The organism is Streptomyces sp. TRM70350 (assembly GCF_019219825.1).
Classification (GTDB): Bacteria; Actinomycetota; Actinomycetes; order Streptomycetales; family Streptomycetaceae; genus Streptomyces.
In genome coordinates this window covers 43,152-61,872 of sequence record NZ_JAHUXH010000031.1, presented here as the reverse complement: position 1 = coordinate 61,872, position 18,721 = coordinate 43,152, and the positions used below count along the sequence as shown (strand labels likewise).

At 70.6% G+C, this 18,721-nt stretch carries 13 protein-coding genes; 8 read left to right on the top strand and 5 right to left on the bottom strand.

The genetic code is table 11. The annotated features are described in order from the left end of the window. Window positions 1-42: 42 nt before the first annotated feature. Window positions 43-441 (bottom strand): DUF4307 domain-containing protein, encoded by a 399-nt coding sequence (locus KWI83_RS31530; protein WP_218517799.1) that lies wholly within the window; start codon window positions 439-441, stop codon window positions 43-45. Between the two features lie 168 nt (window positions 442-609). On the opposite strand from KWI83_RS31530, the gene mca reads away from it, so the two are divergent. Both mca and KWI83_RS31520 read left to right on the top strand, forming a co-directional pair. Then, window positions 610-1,470 (top strand): mycothiol conjugate amidase Mca, encoded by an 861-nt coding sequence (gene mca, locus KWI83_RS31525; protein ID WP_218517828.1) that lies wholly within the window; start codon window positions 610-612, stop codon window positions 1,468-1,470. Then, window positions 1,463-1,723: a hypothetical protein gene (locus KWI83_RS31520; protein ID WP_218517798.1), complete on the top strand. Its 261-nt coding sequence runs from the start codon at window positions 1,463-1,465 to the stop codon at window positions 1,721-1,723. Before mca ends, KWI83_RS31520 begins: the two co-directional genes overlap by 8 nt. Window positions 1,724-1,925: 202 nt before the next feature. Here KWI83_RS31520 and KWI83_RS31515 read toward each other — a convergent pair whose 3' ends face one another. Next, on the bottom strand, window positions 1,926-5,126 hold the full coding sequence (locus tag KWI83_RS31515; RefSeq protein ID WP_218517797.1) for a tetratricopeptide repeat protein: 3,201 nt from the start codon (window positions 5,124-5,126) through the stop codon (window positions 1,926-1,928). A gap of 441 nt (window positions 5,127-5,567) precedes the next feature. Here KWI83_RS31515 and KWI83_RS31510 point away from each other — a divergent pair, with 441 nt between their 5' ends. The 5 genes from KWI83_RS31510 to KWI83_RS31490 all read left to right on the top strand — a co-directional run bounded on the left by KWI83_RS31510 (window position 5,568) and on the right by KWI83_RS31490 (window position 14,277). Next, window positions 5,568-7,598, top strand: coding sequence for a thioredoxin domain-containing protein (locus KWI83_RS31510; RefSeq protein ID WP_218517796.1), 2,031 nt, complete (start codon window positions 5,568-5,570; stop codon window positions 7,596-7,598). A gap of 193 nt (window positions 7,599-7,791) precedes the next feature. Next, the gene (locus KWI83_RS31505) at window positions 7,792-9,054 is read left to right on the top strand and encodes a glycosyltransferase (RefSeq protein ID WP_218517795.1); all 1,263 of its coding nucleotides are present in this window, start codon (window positions 7,792-7,794) and stop codon (window positions 9,052-9,054) included. Continuing rightward, complete coding sequence (locus KWI83_RS31500; RefSeq protein WP_218517794.1) at window positions 9,051-10,700, top strand: glycosyltransferase family 39 protein; 1,650 nt, start codon at window positions 9,051-9,053, stop codon at window positions 10,698-10,700. The genes KWI83_RS31505 and KWI83_RS31500 overlap by 4 nt, the downstream gene beginning before the upstream one ends. Continuing rightward, entirely contained in the window at window positions 10,697-11,878 is a 1,182-nt protein-coding gene (locus KWI83_RS31495; RefSeq protein ID WP_218517793.1) for a glycosyltransferase family 2 protein, read from the top strand. The genes KWI83_RS31500 and KWI83_RS31495 overlap by 4 nt, the downstream gene beginning before the upstream one ends. Beyond that, entirely contained in the window at window positions 11,875-14,277 is a 2,403-nt protein-coding gene (locus tag KWI83_RS31490; protein ID WP_218517792.1) for a galactose oxidase-like domain-containing protein, read from the top strand. Before KWI83_RS31495 ends, KWI83_RS31490 begins: the two co-directional genes overlap by 4 nt. On the opposite strand, the gene KWI83_RS31485 is transcribed toward KWI83_RS31490, so the two are convergent. From KWI83_RS31485 to KWI83_RS31475, 3 genes are read right to left on the bottom strand one after another with little or no spacing between them, the layout of a single operon-like run. Beyond that, complete coding sequence (locus tag KWI83_RS31485) at window positions 14,274-15,005, bottom strand: Mut7-C ubiquitin/RNAse domain-containing protein (protein ID WP_218517791.1); 732 nt, start codon at window positions 15,003-15,005, stop codon at window positions 14,274-14,276. The genes KWI83_RS31490 and KWI83_RS31485 overlap by 4 nt on opposite strands. Before the next feature lie 4 nt (window positions 15,006-15,009). After that, the gene (locus KWI83_RS31480) at window positions 15,010-15,624 is read right to left on the bottom strand and encodes a TetR/AcrR family transcriptional regulator (protein WP_218517790.1); all 615 of its coding nucleotides are present in this window, start codon (window positions 15,622-15,624) and stop codon (window positions 15,010-15,012) included. A gap of 53 nt (window positions 15,625-15,677) precedes the next feature. Beyond that, window positions 15,678-16,391 carry a hemolysin III family protein gene (locus tag KWI83_RS31475; protein ID WP_218517789.1) on the bottom strand — a complete coding sequence of 238 codons (714 nt, stop codon included), beginning with the start codon at window positions 16,389-16,391 and terminating at the stop codon, window positions 15,678-15,680. A 339-nt stretch (window positions 16,392-16,730) separates the two neighbouring features. Here KWI83_RS31475 and KWI83_RS31470 point away from each other — a divergent pair, with 339 nt between their 5' ends. Further along, entirely contained in the window at window positions 16,731-18,557 is a 1,827-nt protein-coding gene (locus KWI83_RS31470) for a phosphoenolpyruvate carboxykinase (GTP) (RefSeq protein WP_218517788.1), read from the top strand. The last annotated feature ends 164 nt before the right edge of the window (window positions 18,558-18,721 follow it).

The following is an 18,721-nucleotide window of genomic DNA, read 5'->3' as shown; positions in this document are numbered from 1 at the left end:
ATCACGTCAATGCAGGTCAGGGGCTACGGAGAATGGGTGACGTCAGTCGGCGTGACAGCCCAGTAGCTCCGCCGTGGTGGCCGGCGCCGTCGTGCGCAGCGTGACCACCTCGGTGATCCGGGTGGCGTCCCCGTCGAAGCGGAAGTCGGCCCGGCCGACCTCGGCACCGTCGGCCGCCTGGGAGCGGACCGTGCAGTAGCCGGAGGCGCCCGCGTCCTTGTCGACCGCCAGCTTCACCTTCACCGCATCGTCCGAGAGATCGAAGCCGATCACTTCGGCGCTGATCTTGTTCTGGGCGATGTAGTGATGGGCGAAATAGCCGATCACCGCGATGAGCAGCGCGCCGAGGACCGTCCCGACGACCTTGAGGGTGCGGTCGGCGCGCTCGTCCGAGGACCGGCCATACCGCCCCTCGGGCAGTCGCGTGCTCGCCGTGCTCATGATCGTCCTCTCGGCCGGGGCGGGATGAAGGTCCCGAAGGGGGCTTCCGGGCCCTGCCCCGGAATTATTCGCCCCCCGATTCGGTCACTATAGAAGCCGCCGTTCGCACCCGGTCACACCGGGCGCCGACCAAACGAGGATTGAGTCTTGACTGACCAGTTGCGACTGATGGCCGTCCACGCGCACCCCGACGACGAGTCGAGCAAAGGCGCGGCCACCATGGCGAAGTACGTGTCCGAGGGGGTGGACGTGCTGGTGGTGACCTGCACGGGCGGGGAGCGCGGCTCCATCCTCAATCCCAAGCTGCAGGGCGACAAGTACATCGAGGAGCACATCCACGAGGTACGCAAGCGAGAGATGGACGAGGCGCGCGAGATCCTCGGCGTCAAGCAGGAGTGGCTCGGCTTCGTCGACTCCGGGCTGCCCGAGGGCGACCCGCTGCCGCCGCTGCCGGAGGGCTGCTTCGCCCTGGAGGACGTCGACAAGGCGGCCGGTGAGCTGGTGAAGAAGATCCGCTCCTTCCGTCCGCAGGTGATCACCACCTACGACGAGAACGGCGGTTACCCGCACCCCGACCACATCATGACCCACAAGATCACGATGGTGGCGTTCGAGGGGGCGGCGGACACCGAGAAGTACCCGGAGAGCGAGTACGGACCGGCGTACCAGCCGCTGAAGGTGTACTACAACCAGGGCTTCAACCGGCCGCGCACCGAGGCGCTGCACCAGGCGATGCTCGACCGCGGCCTGGAGTCCCCCTACGGGGAGTGGCTCAAGCGCTGGGACGACTCCGGTCACAAGGACCGTACGCTCACCACGCACGTCCCGTGCGCCGACTTCTTCGAGGTCCGCGACAAGGCGCTGATCGCGCACGCCACGCAGATCGACCCCGACGGGGGCTGGTTCCGGGTGCCGATGGAGCTCCAGAAGGAGGTCTGGCCGACCGAGGAGTACGAGCTCGCGAAGTCCCTCGTGGATACGTCCCTCCCCGAGGACGACCTCTTTGCGGGCATCCGCGACAATGCCTGACATGAGCGCAAGCGCGAGCCTGGCAATGACCCACCTCGTCACCCTCGCCAAGGAGGTCGACGAGGACAAGGTGACCCCCGGCGTCCTCGGCTTCATCGTCTTCGCGGTGATGGCCCTGGCCGTCTGGGGCCTGATGAAGTCCATGAACCGGCACATGGGCCGAGTCGACTTCAAGGAGGCCCCGGAACCGGCGGCGGCCCCCGGCAAGGACACCGCGGAGACGGGCATCCCGGGGAAGACGTCACAGGGCTGAGCCGCCCCGGGCGGTCTGCGGGCGCAGCTGATCGGAGCGTGCGCCCGCCGACCTGCCGGTCATCGTGGGGCGCGGACCCTGCGGACCTGCGGACCCTGCGGACCTGCGGACCCTGCGGACCCTGCGGACCCTGCGGACCCTGCGGACCCTGCGGACCCGCCCGTCACCGTGGCCCGGCGGCCGGTCCGTGTGGCGTTCGTCCTCACGACACCGCCGCCACCGCCACCCCCATGACCTCCCGGGCATGCCTGCTGGGCACCATCCCCAGGCGCCAGGCCTGCCACCCGGCCTCCAGTTCCACGCCCCGTTCCAGGAGCAGCTGGTACGCCTCCACGTAGTCGTCCAGCTTCTGGTCGCGCGTCGGATGCCCGGCCCGGGCCAGCTGCGCCAGCTCCTCCTGGGCCACCGCCGTACCGACCTCCGCGCCCCCCGGGGAGGCGTACGGCAGCAGCGTGCAGCGCAGGAAGCGGGCCCAGTCCTCGCCGCGGCGGTCGCCGTACGACGCGAAGAGGCCGATCGCCTCGTCGCACAGCGCAAGTGCGGCCGCCGTACGGGCGTTGCCCGCGTCCACCACCGCCAGCTCCAGGCACGTCCACGCCTCCCCGTGCGCCACCCCGATGCGGTGGAAGTCGGCGCGGGCGTCGACCAGCAACTGGCGGGCGAAACCGGAGTTCCGCAGGGAGCCCGTCTGGGCCGCCCGCTGATCTCTCGTCGCCCGCGCAGAGTGGTGGCGGGCGCAGGCCAGGCCGTACACGTCCCGCATCCGGGAGAACATCGTCCGTGAGCGCTCCAGCTCCCTGACCGCCTGGTCCAGGTTGCCGGACTCCTCCAGCGCCTGTCCCAGGTAGTACAGCGTCCACGCCTCGCCCCGCGCGTCCTCGTTGTCGCGGTGCCGGGCCGCGGCCTGGCGCAGCTCCTCCACCGCCGGGAGCGCGTCGCCCGCGACCAGCCGGGCCCGGGCCAGCTGGGTCAGGGCCCACGCCTGGCCACGGGCGTCGCGCGTACGGCCGTACAGCTCCAGAGCCCGCCGCAGCTCGGTCTCCGCGCGGGGTACGTCGCCGAGGCGCAGGTACAGCTGGCCGAGCTGGAAGTGGGCCCAGGCCTCGCCGTGCAGGGACTCGCCGGCGCGGTGCAGTTCCAGGGAGCGGTTCAGCAGGTCCAGGGCCTCGGCGAGGTGGGCGCGGTCGCGTTCCACCGCCGCCAGGGCGTGCATCGTCCAGGCGCGGTCCGTGGCCAGCGACGGCGCGGCCTGCAGGTCCAGCGCCTCGCGCAACCGAGCCGCCGCCTCCGTCAGATTGCCCTGGTGGTGCAAGGTGATGCCGAGCGAGCACAGGGCCCGCGCCGCGCCCGCGTCGTGGTGCGCCTCCCGGTACAGATCCACTACGGACGTCAGGGTCGTCCGTGCCTTGTCCAGCTCGCCCAGCTGCCTCGCCGCGATGCCCGTGCGCCACTGGACCGAGCGGATCAGCAGGCCCTGGTCGACGGCCTGGGCGAGTTCGCTGATCTCGCCCAGGCGGTAGAGGTCGCCGCGCAGCAGGCAGTAGTCGCACAGCGCGCCGAGCAGGTTCAGCACCGCCGACTGGTTCACACCCTCGGCGTGCCGCAGCGCCGCCGTGATGAAGCTGGACTCGTCGTCCAGCCAGCGCAGCGCCTCGTCCAGGGACGTGAAGCCGTGCGGGCCGAAGCGGTCCGAGCGGGTCGACATGTTGCCGTCGACCAGGCGCAGCACCGAGTCGGCGAGGTCGGCGTAGTTCACGATCAGCCGCTCCTGCGCCGCCGCCCGCTCACCGGGCTCCTCCTCGTCCACCAGCCGGGCGTGCGCGAAGGCGCGGACGAGGTCGTGCAGCCGGTAGCGGTCGCCGCGGACGCGGTCGATCAGACCGGCGCGGGACAGCGCGACGAGATGCCGGGTCGCCTCGGCCTGGTCGGTGGCGAGCAGGGACGCGGCCGCTGCGACACCGAGCGAGGCCCGCCCGGCCAGCGCGAGACGCCGCAGCAGCCGCCGGGCCGGTTCCCCCTGGTCGGTGTAGCGCAGCCACAGGGCGCGTTCGACCGGCTCCACCGGGCCGTACGCGCCCAGGTCCGAGGCCAGTCGCCGGGGCGAGCGCGGGCCCAGGGAGGAGCCCGCGATGCGCAGCGCCAGCGGCAGGCCGCCGCACAACTGCCGGATCCGGTCGGCGGATTCGGCGTCGTACGGCCCCGTCTCGCCCTGCGCCGCCGCGCCCATCAGCTCCTCCGCGCCGACCGCGTCGAGCGGCTCCACGGGCAGCTGGTGCACCCAGGCCGGAAGATCGCCGGGCAGGTCGAGCGGCGCCCGGGCGGTGACCAGGACCAGGCTCTCGGACCGCTCGGGGATCAGTGCGCGCACCTGTTCGGGGTCGGAGGCGTCGTCGAGGACGACGGTGACGGGCACGCCGGTCAGATGCTGGTGGTACAGCTCGCTCAGCCGCTTGACCTGCTGGTCCGCCGACGAACGCTCCCGGAAGAGAAGTTGCTCACGTGGTGCGCCGAGGCGGTTCAGCAGGTGCAGCAGCGCTTCGCGGGTGGACAGGGGCGGCTCGTCCCGGCTGTCGCCGCGCAGATCGACCACGCACGCGCCGCGGAACTGGTCCTTCAGGTCGTGGGTGGCGCGCACCGCGAGGGTGGTACGACCGCTGCCGGGCGCCCCGTGCAGGACGACCACCGTCGGCCGGGTCCGCGTGCTCGCGCGCGCCGCCTGCACCCACTGCCGGATCCGCGCCATCTCCTGCCGACGCCCCGCGAACGGTCCGACCTGCTCCGGGAGTTGACCGAACGACTGTTCCAGCACGCTCCGCCCGCGCGCCGCCCCGCTCTTGTCGGCACCCAGCAGCTTGGGCCCCGGCTTCTTCGGCCCGGTCGACGCGGCCAGCACCCGCTGCTGATCGAGGAACGGGCGGATACCCCGTACCTCCAGCGCCGTCAGCCACTGCAACCGCAGCTGTTCCGGCCCGCCGGGCTGTCCCACCGCTCCGGCGCGCTGGTGCGCGGCGGGCAGATGGGAACCGGCCACCTTCACCACGGTCGTCGCCGCGCCGACCACGCCGACGGTCACGCCCGCGCCGAGCGCGGTCGTCGTGTCCGTGCCGAGCGCGAGATCGGCGACCACGGCAGCCACAGCGGCCACACCCGCAACGACCAGCGGCGTCCCGGCGCCCTCGCGCGCATACCGCTGCGCGAAGGTCAGTCGGCCCGCCTCCGTCTCGTCCAGAGCCCGCGTGTAGGCCTCGTACTCCTCGGCGGCCGTCTGCGCCATCGCGTCCAGCGCGCCGCGCGCCCGGGCCAGGAGCACCTTGCCGTCGGTACGGCCACCGGACCGCCGCACCTCCTCCTCCACCGCCCGCATCAACAGCCGCTCGGCCTCCGCCCGATGACTGTCCCGCATGTCCCGTCCCCCTCCGGCGACAACTGATTCGCCTATGAGTGTCCTTCCGCGGGCGTGTGATGGCGAGAGGGCGGCGATCAACGCTTCCGAGCCATGTGACGTTGCGCCGGGGTCAGCCGAGGTCGGACGTGCCATGGCCCAGGCCGTTCAGCCTCTTCTCCAGCTCGGCCGCAGCAGGTCATCGGCCTTCAGCTCCGCAGGGATTCGTCCCGTCGGCGGCATCGCCTTCGCCACGGCGAGGAAGTCCTGCCGCATCGCACGGAACCGGTCGGCGTGGCGCAGGTCGACGTCCCGGTGGGTGTCCCGGCCGAGGGAGACGGATTGCGCCCACCGTCACGCCGCGACGACGGTCAGCGTCAGCAGCAGATGCCATGGCCGGACCATGGAGCAGGACGGCAGTGCCGTCGGGCCGGGAGGGGTCCCGTGCGGCAGGATGGAGGTATGCCGAACCGACTGGCCCATGAGACGTCCCCGTACCTGCTGCAGCACGCCGACAACCCCGTCGACTGGTGGCCCTGGTCGGAGGAGGCGTTCGAGGAGGCGCGCAGGAGTGACAAACCGGTCCTGCTCAGCGTCGGCTACAGCAGTTGCCACTGGTGTCACGTCATGGCGCACGAGTCCTTCGAGGACCAAGCGACCGCCGACTACCTGAACGAGCACTTCGTCAACATCAAGGTCGACCGCGAGGAGCGCCCCGACGTCGACGCCGTCTACATGGAGGCCGTGCAGGCGGCCACCGGGCAGGGCGGCTGGCCCATGACGGTCTTCCTCACGCCGGAGGCCGAGCCCTTCTACTTCGGCACCTACTTCCCGCCGGCGCCCCGGCACGGCATGCCCTCCTTCCGGCAGGTCCTGGAGGGCGTCAGCCACGCCTGGCGGGACCGCCGCGAGGAGGTCACCGACGTGGCCGGGAAGATCGCGCGGGATCTGGCGGGGCGGGAGATCGGCTTCGGCGGGACCGAGGCGCCCGGCGAGCAGGAGCTGGCGCAGGCGCTGCTCGGGCTGACCCGGGAGTACGACGCGCAGCGCGGCGGCTTCGGCGGGGCGCCGAAGTTCCCGCCGTCCATGGTCATCGAGTTCCTGCTGCGCCACCACGCCCGGACGGGCGCCGAGGGCGCGTTGCAGATGGCGCAGGACACGTGCGAGCGGATGGCCCGGGGCGGGATCTACGACCAGCTCGGCGGCGGCTTCGCGCGCTACTCCGTCGACCGGGACTGGATCGTGCCGCACTTCGAGAAGATGCTGTACGACAACGCCCTGCTGTGCCGGGTGTACGCCCACCTCTGGCGCGCCACCGGCTCCGAGCTCGCGCGGCGGGTCGCGCTGGAGACCGCCGACTTCATGATCGCCGAACTCCGCACCGAGCAGGGCGGTTTCGCCTCCGCGCTGGACGCCGACAGCGACGACGGCACCGGCAGGCACGTCGAGGGCGCGTACTACGTCTGGACCCCCGCGCAGCTGCGCGAGGTCCTCGGCGACGACGCCGAACTCGCCGCCCAGTACTTCGGGGTGACCGAGGAGGGCACCTTCGAGGAGGGCGCCTCCGTCCTGCAGCTCCCGCAGTCCGACGGCGTGTTCGACGCCGAGAAGGCCGAGTCCGTCAAGCGGCGGCTGCGGGCGGCGCGCGCCGAGCGGCCCGCGCCCGGACGGGACGACAAGATCGTCGCCGCCTGGAACGGCCTCGCGATCGCCGCCCTGGCCGAAACCGGCGCCTACTTCGACCGCCCCGACCTGGTGGAGGCTGCCGTCGCCGCCGCCGACCTGCTGGTCCGCGTCCACCTCGACGACCACGCCCGGCTGGCCCGGACCAGCAAGGACGGCCGGGTCGGCGGCAACGCGGGCGTCCTGGAGGACTACGCCGACGTCGCCGAGGGCTTCCTCGCGCTGACGTCCGTGACCGGCGAGGGCGTCTGGCTGGAATTCGCCGGGCTGCTGCTCGACCACGTCCTCGTCCGGTTCACGGACGAGAAGACGGGCGCGCTGTTCGACACCGCCGCCGACGCCGAGCAGCTGATCCGCCGCCCGCAGGACCCGACCGACAACGCGACCCCGTCCGGCTGGACCGCCGCCGCGGGCGCCCTGCTGAGCTATGCCGCCCACACCGGCGCCGAGCCCCATCGCACCGCCGCGGAGCGGGCGCTGGGCGTGGTGAAGGCGCTCGGGCCGCGCGTGCCGCGCTTCATCGGCTGGGGCCTCGCGGTCGCCGAGGCCCGGCTGGACGGGCCGCGCGAGGTCGCCGTCGTCGGGCCCGCGCTCGATGACGAGGCGGCACAGTCCCTGCACCACACGGCACTTCTGGGTACCGCGCCGGGCGCGGTGGTGGCGTACGGCGTCCCGGGGAGTGACGAGTTCCCGCTCCTCGCCGACCGTCCGCTGGCCGGCGGTGAACCGACGGCGTACGTCTGCCGTAACTTCACCTGTGACGCCCCGACGACCGACCCGGAGCGGCTGCGGGCGGCACTGAACGCCTGACCGTATGCCGAACATCGCTGCGCAATTGCGCACGTGTTCGGACACGTCCCCCTAGGCGCCGGACCGTTCCGAAACAAGCTATTTATCGGAACAGCTACCGCGCTTCACCGTTCCCCCCTAGTCTCTCCACAGTGCCGGGCGGGCGGCTCAAGCCGTCCCGGCTGGGGGGAATTTGAAGATCTGGGGGGATCTTTTGCTGACGTCTGTCTTCATTGCCGCCGTTTCGCTTGCCTTGTTCTGGATGGCGGCTTTCACCCTGTGGTGGCAGATGCACGCGTGGCGTACGCCCGAAGTGCTGGCCTCCACCCGTTTCAGCCGGCCGGACGGCGCCGAGCACCTGTCGTTCTCACTGCTGCTTCCGGCGCGGCACGAGCAGGCCGTGCTGGACCACACCATCCAGCGGCTGCTCCAGTCCACGCACACCGACTTCGAGATCATCGTCATCGTCGGGCACGACGACCCGGAGACCACCGAGGTGGCCCGGCGGGCGGCGGCCCGTGACCCGCGCGTGCGGGTCGTCGTCGACACCCACGAGAAGAAGAACAAGCCGAAGGCCATGAACACGGCGCTGCCGCACTGCCGCGGCGACGTCGTCGGGGTCTTCGACGCCGAGGACCAGGTACACCCCGAGCTGCTCGCCCATGTCGACCACGCGTTCCGGTCCACCGGCGCGGACGTCGTCCAGGGTGGTGTGCAGCTGATCAACTTCCACTCCAGCTGGTACAGCCTGCGCAACTGCCTGGAGTACTTCTTCTGGTTCCGCTCCCGACTCCATCTGCACGCGCAGAAGGGGTTCATCCCGCTCGGCGGCAACACCGTCTTCGTGCGGACGGACGTCCTCAAAGAAGCGAACGGCTGGGACCCCAACTGCCTCGCCGAGGACTGCGACCTGGGCGTGCGGCTGTCCAGCGTCGGCAAGAAGGTCGTCGTCGCCTACGACTCCGACATGGTCACCCGCGAGGAGACCCCGGGCAGCCTGATGTCCCTGCTCAAGCAGCGCACCCGCTGGAACCAGGGCTTCCTTCAGGTCTACCGGAAGCGGGACTGGAAACAGCTGCCGGGCTTCCGCCAGCGGCTGCTGGCCCGCTACACCCTGATGACGCCGTACCTCCAGGCCGTCTCCGGCGTCGTCATCCCGCTCAACGTGGCCATCGCCCTCTTCCTCGACGTGCCGGTCGGCGTCGCCTTCATCACCTTCCTGCCGGCCGTCACCGCGCTCGTCACCTTCGTCTTCGAGCTCGTCGGACTGCACGACTTCGGCAAGCAGTACGGACTCCGGGTCCGCTTCGTGCACTACCTGAAGCTGATCATCGGCGGCCCCTTCTACCAGGTGCTCCTCGCCGGAGCCGCCGTCCGCGCAGTGTGGCGCGAGCAACGCGGCCGCAACGACTGGGAGTTGACCAGCCACGTCGGCGCACATCTCGCGCACGTGAACCGAGAGGACGTTCCTGCGTGACCTCCACCCTTCCCGCGGCGACCGGAGTCAAGGTCCCCGTGCAGCGGACAGCTGCGCCCAGAACCGGGTCCACACACCGGACAACGCCGCCCAAGAGACTGCGTTCCTCCCGTCCCGACCTCATCCTGTGCGGCCTGCTGCTCGTGGCGATCCTCGTCGTGCAGGGCTGGAACATCGCCGCCTACCCCACCTTCAGCGACGACGAGGGCACCTACCTCGCCCAGGCCTGGGCCGTGCAGGAGGGCCGGGGCCTGGCCCACTACACCTACTGGTACGACCACCCGCCGCTCGGCTGGATCCAGCTCGCCCTGCTGACCTGGATCCCGGCGTACGTCGCGCCCGAGTCGATGACCGTCGGCTCGATGCGGGCCGTGATGCTGCTGATCAGCGCGATCAGCGCGGTCCTCATCTACGTCCTGGCGCGCCGGCTGTCGCTGCCCCGCTGGGCGGCCGGGCTCGCCATGGCCCTGTTCGGGCTGTCCCCGCTGTCGGTGGTCCTGCAGCGCGAGATCTTCCTGGACAACATCGCGGTGATGTGGACGCTGCTCGCGTTCACCCTCGCCGCCTCCCCGAGCCGCCACCTCTGGCACCACTTCGGGGCGGGCATGGCAGCCGCGGCCGCGGTGCTCACCAAGGAGACGATGCTGCTCGTGCTGCCGGCCGTGCTGGTGACCATGTGGCGCCACAGCCACCGGGACACCCGCAAGTTCGCCATCACCGGCGCCATCACGGCCTGCGCGCTCATCGGCATCTCCTACCCGCTCTTCGCCCTGCTCAAGGGCGAGTTGCTGCCCGGCGCCGGGCACGTCTCGCTGTGGGACGGCATCGTCTACCAGATGAGCCGCCCCGGCTCCGGCTTCATCCTCGAACCCGGCACCGGCTCGTACGGCGTGCTCCAGTCCTGGCTGTACTACGACCGTGTGCTGCCCCTCGGCGGACTCGCCGGCGCCCTGCTGCTCGTGGTGACCTGGCGCTGGTCGGTGACCGCGCGGGCGCTCGCCGGGCCCGCGCTCGCCGTGGCGATCCTCGCCGGAATGGCCCTGCGGCCCGGCTACCTGCCCGCCATGTACATCATCCAGGCGCTGCCGTTCCTCGCCCTGGTGCTCGCCGGGGGCACGGCCTCCGTCGCCCACGCCGTGCTGCGGCGGTGGCGCCGGGCGGGCGAGAAGAGATACGTGACCGGCGGCCGGTACGCGCTCGCCGCCGTCCTCGCGCTCGCCGCGGGCGCGTACGTCGTACCGCGCTGGTACGACGGCGACCGCACCGCCATGACCGCCGACGCCAACGCCCCCTACCGGGCGGCCACGCAGTGGATGGCCACCGAGGTCGAGGACCCGGAGGCCACCCGGGTGCTGGTCGACGACGCCATGTGGCTGGACCTCGTGCACCAGGGCTACCGGCCCGGCCTCGGCGTCATCTGGTTCTACAAGGCCGACCTCGACCCGGCCGTGACGAAGACCATGCCGAACGGCTGGCGGGACCTGGACTACGTGGTCGCCTCGCCGACGGTACGACGGGACGCGGTCGACCTGCCGAACGTCAAGGCCGCGATGGAGCACTCGACGCCGGTCGCCGTGTTCGGCACCGGCGAGGACCGGATCGAGATCCGGCAGATTCAGAGCGCCGGGACGGGAGGCGACCGATGAGCCAGGAGTCCGTGGTCCCCGGCGAGCTGGGCGATCCGGCGGCGTACGCCGCGGACGTGCCCGAGCCGGGCGCCGTCACCATCGTCGTACCGACCTTCAACGAGTCCGCCAACATCCGTCAGCTGCTGCACCAGATCACCGAGTCGGTGCCGTCCCGGCTGCCCTGCGAGGTCGTCTTCGTCGACGACTCCACCGACGACACCCCGGAGGTGATCCAGAAGGCCGCCCAGGACTGCCCCTTTCCGGTGACCGTCCTGCACCGCGAGGAGCCCGTCGGCGGGCTCGGCGGCGCGGTCGTCGAGGGCATGAAGGCGGCCGGGTCGGACTGGATCGTCGTCATGGACGGCGACTGCCAGCATCCGCCCTCCCTGGTGCCGGAGCTGGTCGCCACGGGGGAGCGGGCGAACGCCGGACTGGTCGTCGCCTCCCGCTACATCAAGGGCGGCAGCCGCGCCGGACTCGCCGGCAGCTACCGCGTGGCCGTCTCCCGCGGGGCGACCTGGCTGACCAAGTCGCTGTTCCCGCGCAAGCTGCACGGCATCAGCGACCCGATGAGCGGCTTCTTCGCCATCCGCCGCAGCGCGGTCACCGCCGAGATCCTCCAGCCGCTCGGCTACAAGATCCTCCTCGAACTCGCCGTGCGCAGCCGCCCCCGCGAGGTCACCGAGGTCCCGTTCGTCTTCCAGGACCGGTTCGCCGGGGAGTCCAAGTCGACCGCGCAGGAGGGGATGCGCTTCCTGCGCCACCTGGTCGGGCTGCGCACCGCCTCACCGGTCGCCCGCATGATCGTCTTCGGGCTGATCGGTGTGACCGGCTTCCTTCCCAACCTGCTCGGCCTGTGGGCCCTCACCAGCCTCGGCATGCACTACCTGCCCGCTGAGATCCTCGCCAACCAGCTCGGTGTCGCCTGGAACTTCCTGCTCATCGAGCGGCTGCTGTTCCGCGACCGGCGCCGGCACCGGGCCTGGTGGGACCGGCTGGGGCGGTTCGCGCTGCTCGCCAACGCCGATCTGGTGCTGCGGATCCCGCTGATCGCGCTGCTGGTCGGTGTGTTCGGGATGGCCGTGCTGCCCGCCACCGCGCTGGCGCTCGTCATCACCTTCGTCCTGCGCTTCGTAGGGACCGAAGCGCTGGTGTACCTGCCTCGCAGGAGCCGCACAGCAAGGAGCACCGTATGAGATCAAGACGCCGAACCGCACTGCTGGCCGTGGCAGGCCTCACCGGCGGCCTGCTGCTGACCGCACCCCAGCCCGCCTCCGCCGCCAACCTGATCCAGAACCCCGGCTTCGAGACGGCCGGCACCGGCGACATGCCGTACTGCTGGTCGAAGTCCGGCTGGGGCGACAACGACTTCACGTTCGAGACGGTCGCCGACGCCCACTCCGGCAGCAAGGCGATGAAGGTCGAGCTGACCCGCCGCGTCGACGGCGACCGCAAGGCCCTGATCACCGAGTCCGCCGAGTGCGCGCCGGTGGTCACGGTCGGCAAGCAGTACGACCTGTCCCTCTGGTACAAGACGACCACGCCGGACGCCAACATCACCCTGTTCCGGCACGACACCACGGCCGGCTGGCAGTACTGGACCGACCTGAAGACGCTGGAGATGGCGGACACCTGGACCGAGGCCACGGTCCGCACCCCGGAGGTCCCGGCCGGCACCGACCGCGTCTCCTGGGGCGTCTCCGTCTACGGCACCGGCTCCGCCACCACCGACGACTACACGATGGAACAGGTCGCCGACCCGGTCCCGGAGCCCGAGTGCACGGGCACGGCGGAGGAGTGCGCCAACGGCACGTGGGAGGTGCTGCCCGCGCAGAACCCGGTGCGCTCGATGCACTCCGTCGTGCTGCACAACGGCAAGGTGCTGCTGATCGCGGGCTCCGGCAACGACCCGGAGCTGTTCGAGGCGGGCACGTTCACCTCCGCGGTCTACGACCCGGAGAACGGCACGTACAAGGTCATCCCCACCCCGGACGACATGTTCTGCGCCGGGCACGTCCAGCTCCAGGACGGCCGGGTGCTGATCATGAGCGGCAACAAGGGCTATCCGTCGGCGGACGGCACGATCGGCTACCAGGGGTACAAGGACTCGTACATCTTCGACCCGGCGACCGAGACGTACCTCAAGACGAACGACATGAACGACGGGCACTGGTACCCGTCGGCGACCATCCTCGGCAACGGTGACGTGATCTCCTTCGGCGGGCTGAAGGAGGACTCCACCGGGTCGGTGACCGCCGAGCTGTTCTCCGAGGCCGAGCAGCAGTGGCAGCCGCTGTGGAAGGTCAACCAGACCTGGTCGTACTGGGGCCTGTACCCGTCGATGATCCTCATGCAGGACGGCCGCCTCTTCTACTCCGGCAGCCATGTCTTCGGCAACAACATCCCCGGCACCGGCTCGGCGATCTACGACTACGACGCCAACACCATCACCGAGGTGCCCGGCCTGCAGAACAAGGACGAGCGGGACCAGTCGGCCAGCGTGCTGCTGCCCCCGGCGCAGGACCAGAAGGTCCTCACCCTCGGCGGCGGCAACATCGACTCCAACCCGGAGGCGAACCGCCTCACCGACGTCATCGACCTCAAGGAGCCCAACCCGACCTACGTCGCCGGGCCGCCGATCCCGCAGGGCACGGTCGACCTCGGCAACGGGCCCGTCCCGCAGACCGGCGACCAGGGCAAGATGTACGTCTCCGCCGTGCTGCTCCCGGACGGCAAGGTCCTGGAGACCGGCGGCGCCCTGCACAACCGCGCCAACCCGGTCTACGAGACGTCGATCTACGACCCGGCCACCAACACCTTCGACCCGGTGGCCCCCGACCCCGAGGCCCGCGGCTACCACTCCTCGGCGTTCCTGCTGCCCGACGGCCGGGTGATGACCACCGGCGACAACCCGGGCAACGGCTCGTGGAACCACAACGTGTCCATCTACACCCCGCCCTATCTGCTCAAGGGTCCGCGCCCGACGATCACCTCGGTGATCGACACCGAGTGGAACTACGGCGACACCCAGCGCATCACGGTCGACCGGCCCATCGCGAAGGCCGAGCTGATCCGCCCGGCGGCGGTGACGCACTCCTCCGACCCGAACCAGCGGTTCGTGGACCTGCCGCTGAGCGTGGACGGCAACAACATCGACCTCAACGTCACGAGCAACCCCAACCTGGCCCCGCCCGGCTGGTACATGCTCTTCGCGGTCGACGCCAACGGCGTGCCGTCGGTGGCCGAGTGGGTGCACCTGTCGGGCCCGCAGGCCCTGAAGACCACCGACGCCTCCGCGCACGTCCACTCCTTCGCCGACGACCTGTCCGGCAAGGTCACCAAGCCGGGCAAGAAGCGGACGTCGCAGCAGGTCCCCACGACCATCTCCGGCTGCGACCGCCACTACGGCTCCGCCAACGTCTGCGTGCCGACCACCTTCCCGGCGGACGTGAAGAGGACGACGGCGGCCCGCTGCACCTGGCTGAAACAGCACGACTACGGCCGCCTGAAGGTCAACGGCAAGGACGACCCGCTCCGCCTCGACCCGAACAAGGACGGCGTGGCCTGCGGAAAGGGTGATGTGCGCCGGCGTTAGCCCCGGCTCGGGAACTCGGTGAGGGCGCGCTCCACGATGGCCACCAGCTGTTCGTGGTGCGCGCCCTTCCAGTACGCCCGGCCGCACTCCCGGCACTGTGCGAAGACGTCGTACGACCGCTGTGTCCCGCCCTTCAGCTGCTCGGCCACCTCCTCCTTGGTGGCGTCGCGCAGCAGGCCGTTGCAGGCGGTGCACCGGGTCCAGGGGCGCAGCTCGGGGGAGAAGCGGTCGAGGACGTCGCGGAGTTGGTCGTCGGGGCGGGTGCTGTAGACGTAGGCGCCGGCCCACAGTTCGCGGCGGCGCAGCAGCCCCCGGTCGCGGCTGAGCATGACGCGCCGCTCGGCGGCCGAGCGGGCGGCGAGCGCCGGGTCGCCGATGTCCGTCGACTCGTAGGCCGTGTCCACGCCGAGCAGACGCAGTCGGCGCGCGAGGGTGCCGAGGTGGACGTCGAGGAGGAAGCGCAGGGGAGCGCCGGGGACGCGCTGCGGGCGCTCGATCGCGTGGACGGTGACCGTCTCGCCGTCCTTCGGGATGTGGGCCGGCGGGACCTGGCGGCCGTCCACGACGAGCGCGCCGACCTCGGTGAGCGGGACGCCGAGGGACTCGACGACATGGCCGAGCGTGGAGATGCCGTCGGTGCCGAGCGCGGTGGCACCGCGCCGCCGGCCGTGCGGGACGAACAGGTGGAGTTCGGCGGCGAACTGGACGTGGATCTCGGGTCGGTTCACCGGATCAGGATGTCAGGCCGTGCTCGTAAACGGTCAGGGCCCGGTCGACGAGGTCCGTGAGGTCCTCCCGGAAGCCGGTGCGGGCCCAGTACTGGGACACCTCCATCAGCCCTCCGATCAGGGACATCGTGAGCACCCGCACCTCCAGGCCCTGCGGGTCCCGGCCGGTGCGCTCGCCGATGGCCTCGGCCAGCGAGTTCCCGGTCTGCGACATGCTCTCCATCATCCGGGACCGCACCGCCGGGACCTCCGCCAGCAGTCGGCAGCGCAGCCGGGTGACCTCGGGTGCCTCGCCGACGCCGATGGCCTTGCGCATGACGTGCCGCATGGACCGAAGCCAGGGCTCGTCCGCCGGACGGGCCCGGAGCTCCTCCGACAGCAGCGGGTCGTGCTCGTCCGTGAGGACGATGTCCTCTTTGGCCGGGAAGTAGCGGAAGACGGTCGACGGCGAGACCTCGGCGCGGTCGGCGATCTGCTCGATCGTCGTGGCGTCGTACCCCTGCTCCTCGATCAGCGCGTAGGCGGCGGTGCGGATCGCCGCCCGCGTCTTGGTCTTCTTCCGCTCGCGGAGCCCCGGCCGGGAGCGGTCGGCGGGGGTGGGGGAGTGCGCTGCCGTCATGACAACGAGAGTAGCTCTCCATACTGGGAGTGGCTCTCAAATGATGCCGACTGTTACGCGTGCTGGTACGCCACCATCGAGATCCCCACGTAGTGCACGACGAACGCCGCCAGCGTGAACGAGTGGAACACCTCGTGGAAGCCGAACCAGCGCGGTGACGGGTTGGGTCGCTGGATGCCGTAGACGACTCCGCCCGCGCTGTAGAGCACCCCGCCGACGATCACCAGGACCAGTACGGCGATACCGCCGGTGCGCAGGAAGTCGGGCAGGAAGAAGACCGCCGCCCAGCCCATCGCGATGTAGCAGGGCGTGTACAGCCAGCGCGGGGCGCCCACCCAGAAGACGCGGAAGACGATGCCCGCCAGCGCCGCGGCCCAGATGCCCCCCAGCAGCCAGCGGCCCTTGCTGCCCGGCAGGAGCAGCAGGGTGAGCGGGGTGTAGGTACCGGCGATGATCAGGAAGATGTTGGAGTGGTCCAGGCGGCGCAGGATGCCGTCCATCCGCGGGCTCCACGTGCCCCGGTGGTAGAGCGCGCTCACGCCGAACAGCAGACAGGCGGTGAAGGCGTAGATCCCGCAGGCTATGCGGCCGCGCGGCGAGTCCGCGAGGGCGGTCAGCGTCAGGCCCGCGACCAGCACCGCCGGGAACATCCCGAGGTGCAGCCAGCCGCGGAGTTTGGGCTTGATCGGTTGCGGCAGGGAGAGCGCGCTGGAGATCCGGTCGGCGACCGGCGTGTCCGTGGGCGCGTCGGAGGCGGACGTAGTCATGCGCCGCATCGTACCTACGCAACCGTAAGTAACGGGTCAGCGGGCCGAGGGTAGTGGTCATCGTCTCACGGCGGTTGGGGCCCGTGAGACGGCGTCCGTGTCCCGCAAAGAGTCGGTCATCCAAATCCAACGTGCATGTAAAGAAACAAATGGGAACACAGAGGTGGTGGCCTTCCTCACGCCGCTCAGGTGGGCGGCCCTCTGGACAAATGGGCAGTCACCTCGGATGATCAAATGAGTGCGGTCGGCACCGGATGAGCGCCAAAGGGAGTAAGCGAAGCATCCGGGTCGCGGCCCCCACGGGGCAGACAGTCAAAAATCCCTCATTTAGGAGCGATCGTGGCGCGCGACATCGCGGCTCCCCCCAGTACCGTCCCGACCAACCACCAGGAGCTCGTCTCCTGGGTCAACGAGATCGCCGAACTGACCCAGCCGGACAACGTGGTCTGGTGCGACGGATCCGAGGCCGAGTACGAGCGTCTGTGCGGAGAGCTCGTCGAGAAGGGCACCTTCCGGAAACTCGACCCGATCAAGCGCCCCAACTCCTACTACGCGGCGTCCGACCCGACGGACGTCGCCCGCGTCGAGGACCGGACCTTCATCTGCTCCGAGAAGGAGGAGGACGCCGGCCCGACCAACCACTGGAAGGACCCCGCCGAGATGCGGGAGATCTTCACCGGCGACAAGGGCCTGTTCCGCGGCTCGATGCGCGGCCGCACGATGTACGTCGTGCCCTTCTGCATGGGCCCGCTCGGCTCGCCGCTGTCCGCGATCGGCGTCGAGATCACCGACTCGGCGTACGTCGCCGTGTCCATGCGCACCATGACGCGCATGGGTCAGCAGGTCCTCGACGAGCTCGGCTCCGAGGGCTTCTTCGTGCGAGCCGTGCACTCGCTCGGAGCCCCGCTGGAGCCCGGCCGGCAGGACGTCCCCTGGCCCTGCAACAGCACCAAGTACATCTCCCACTTCCCGGAGACCCGCGAGATCTGGTCCTACGGCTCCGGCTACGGCGGCAACGCCCTGCTCGGCAAGAAGTGCTACGCCCTGCGCATCGCCTCCGTGATGGCCCGCGACGAGGGCTGGCTGGCCGAGCACATGCTGGTCCTCAAGCTCACCCCGCCGCAGGGCGAGCCCAAGTACGTCGCCGCCGCCTTCCCGTCCGCCTGCGGCAAGACCAACCTCGCCATGCTGGAGCCCACGATCTCCGGCTGGACGGTCGAGACGATCGGCGACGACATCGCCTGGATGCGCTTCGGCGAGGACGGCCGCCTGTACGCCATCAACCCCGAGGCCGGTTTCTTCGGCGTCGCGCCCGGCACCGGTGAGCACACCAACGCCAACGCGATGAAGACGCTGTGGGGCAACTCGGTCTTCACCAACGTGGCGCTCACCGACGACAACGACGTCTGGTGGGAGGGCATGACGGAGGAGACCCCGGCCCACCTGACCGACTGGAAGGGCAACGACTGGACGCCCGAGTCGGAGACCCCGGCCGCCCACCCCAACGCCCGCTTCACCGTCCCGGCCGCGCAGTGCCCGATCATCGCGCCCGAGTGGGAGGACCCCAAGGGCGTGCCGATCTCCGCGATCCTCTTCGGCGGGCGGCGCGCCACCGCCGTACCGCTGGTGACGGAGTCCTTCGACTGGAACCACGGCGTGTTCCTCGGCGCCAACGTGGCGTCCGAGAAGACCGCCGCCGCCGAGGGCAAGGTCGGCGAGCTGCGCCGCGACCCGTTCGCGATGCTGCCGTTCTGTGGCTACAACATGGGCGACTACATGGGCCACTGGGTCGACGTCGCCAAGGGCAAGGACCCGGCGAAGCTCCCGAAGATCTACTACGTCAACTGGTTCCGCAAGGACGACGAGGACAAGTTCGTCTGGCCCGGCTTCGGCGAGAACAGCCGCGTCCTGAAGTGGATCGTGGAGCGGCTGGAGGGCAGGGCGGAGGGCGTCGAGACCCCGATCGGCATCGTGCCGACGCCTGCGGCGCTCGACACCGACGGGCTCGAACTGGGCGACGCCGAGCTGGAGTTCCTGCTCACCGTCGACAAGGACGTCTGGCGCGAGGAGGCCGCGCTGGTTCCCGAGCACCTGAACACCTTCGGTGAGCACACGCCGAAGGAGCTGTGGGACGAGTACCGGGCGCTGGTGGAGCGGCTGGGCTGAGTCGTCCCGTCACTGAGACTCCGCGGCCGGCTGAACCGACTGTGCCCTGACCAGCTACATCGTCACGGTCGGCCGCGGTTCACTCCGTGCGGCGGGGGTGCCGCCCAATAGCTCGGGTGGCTGTTGTGCGTCGGCGGGTGCGGGTTGTGCCTGGTTGTTCGCGC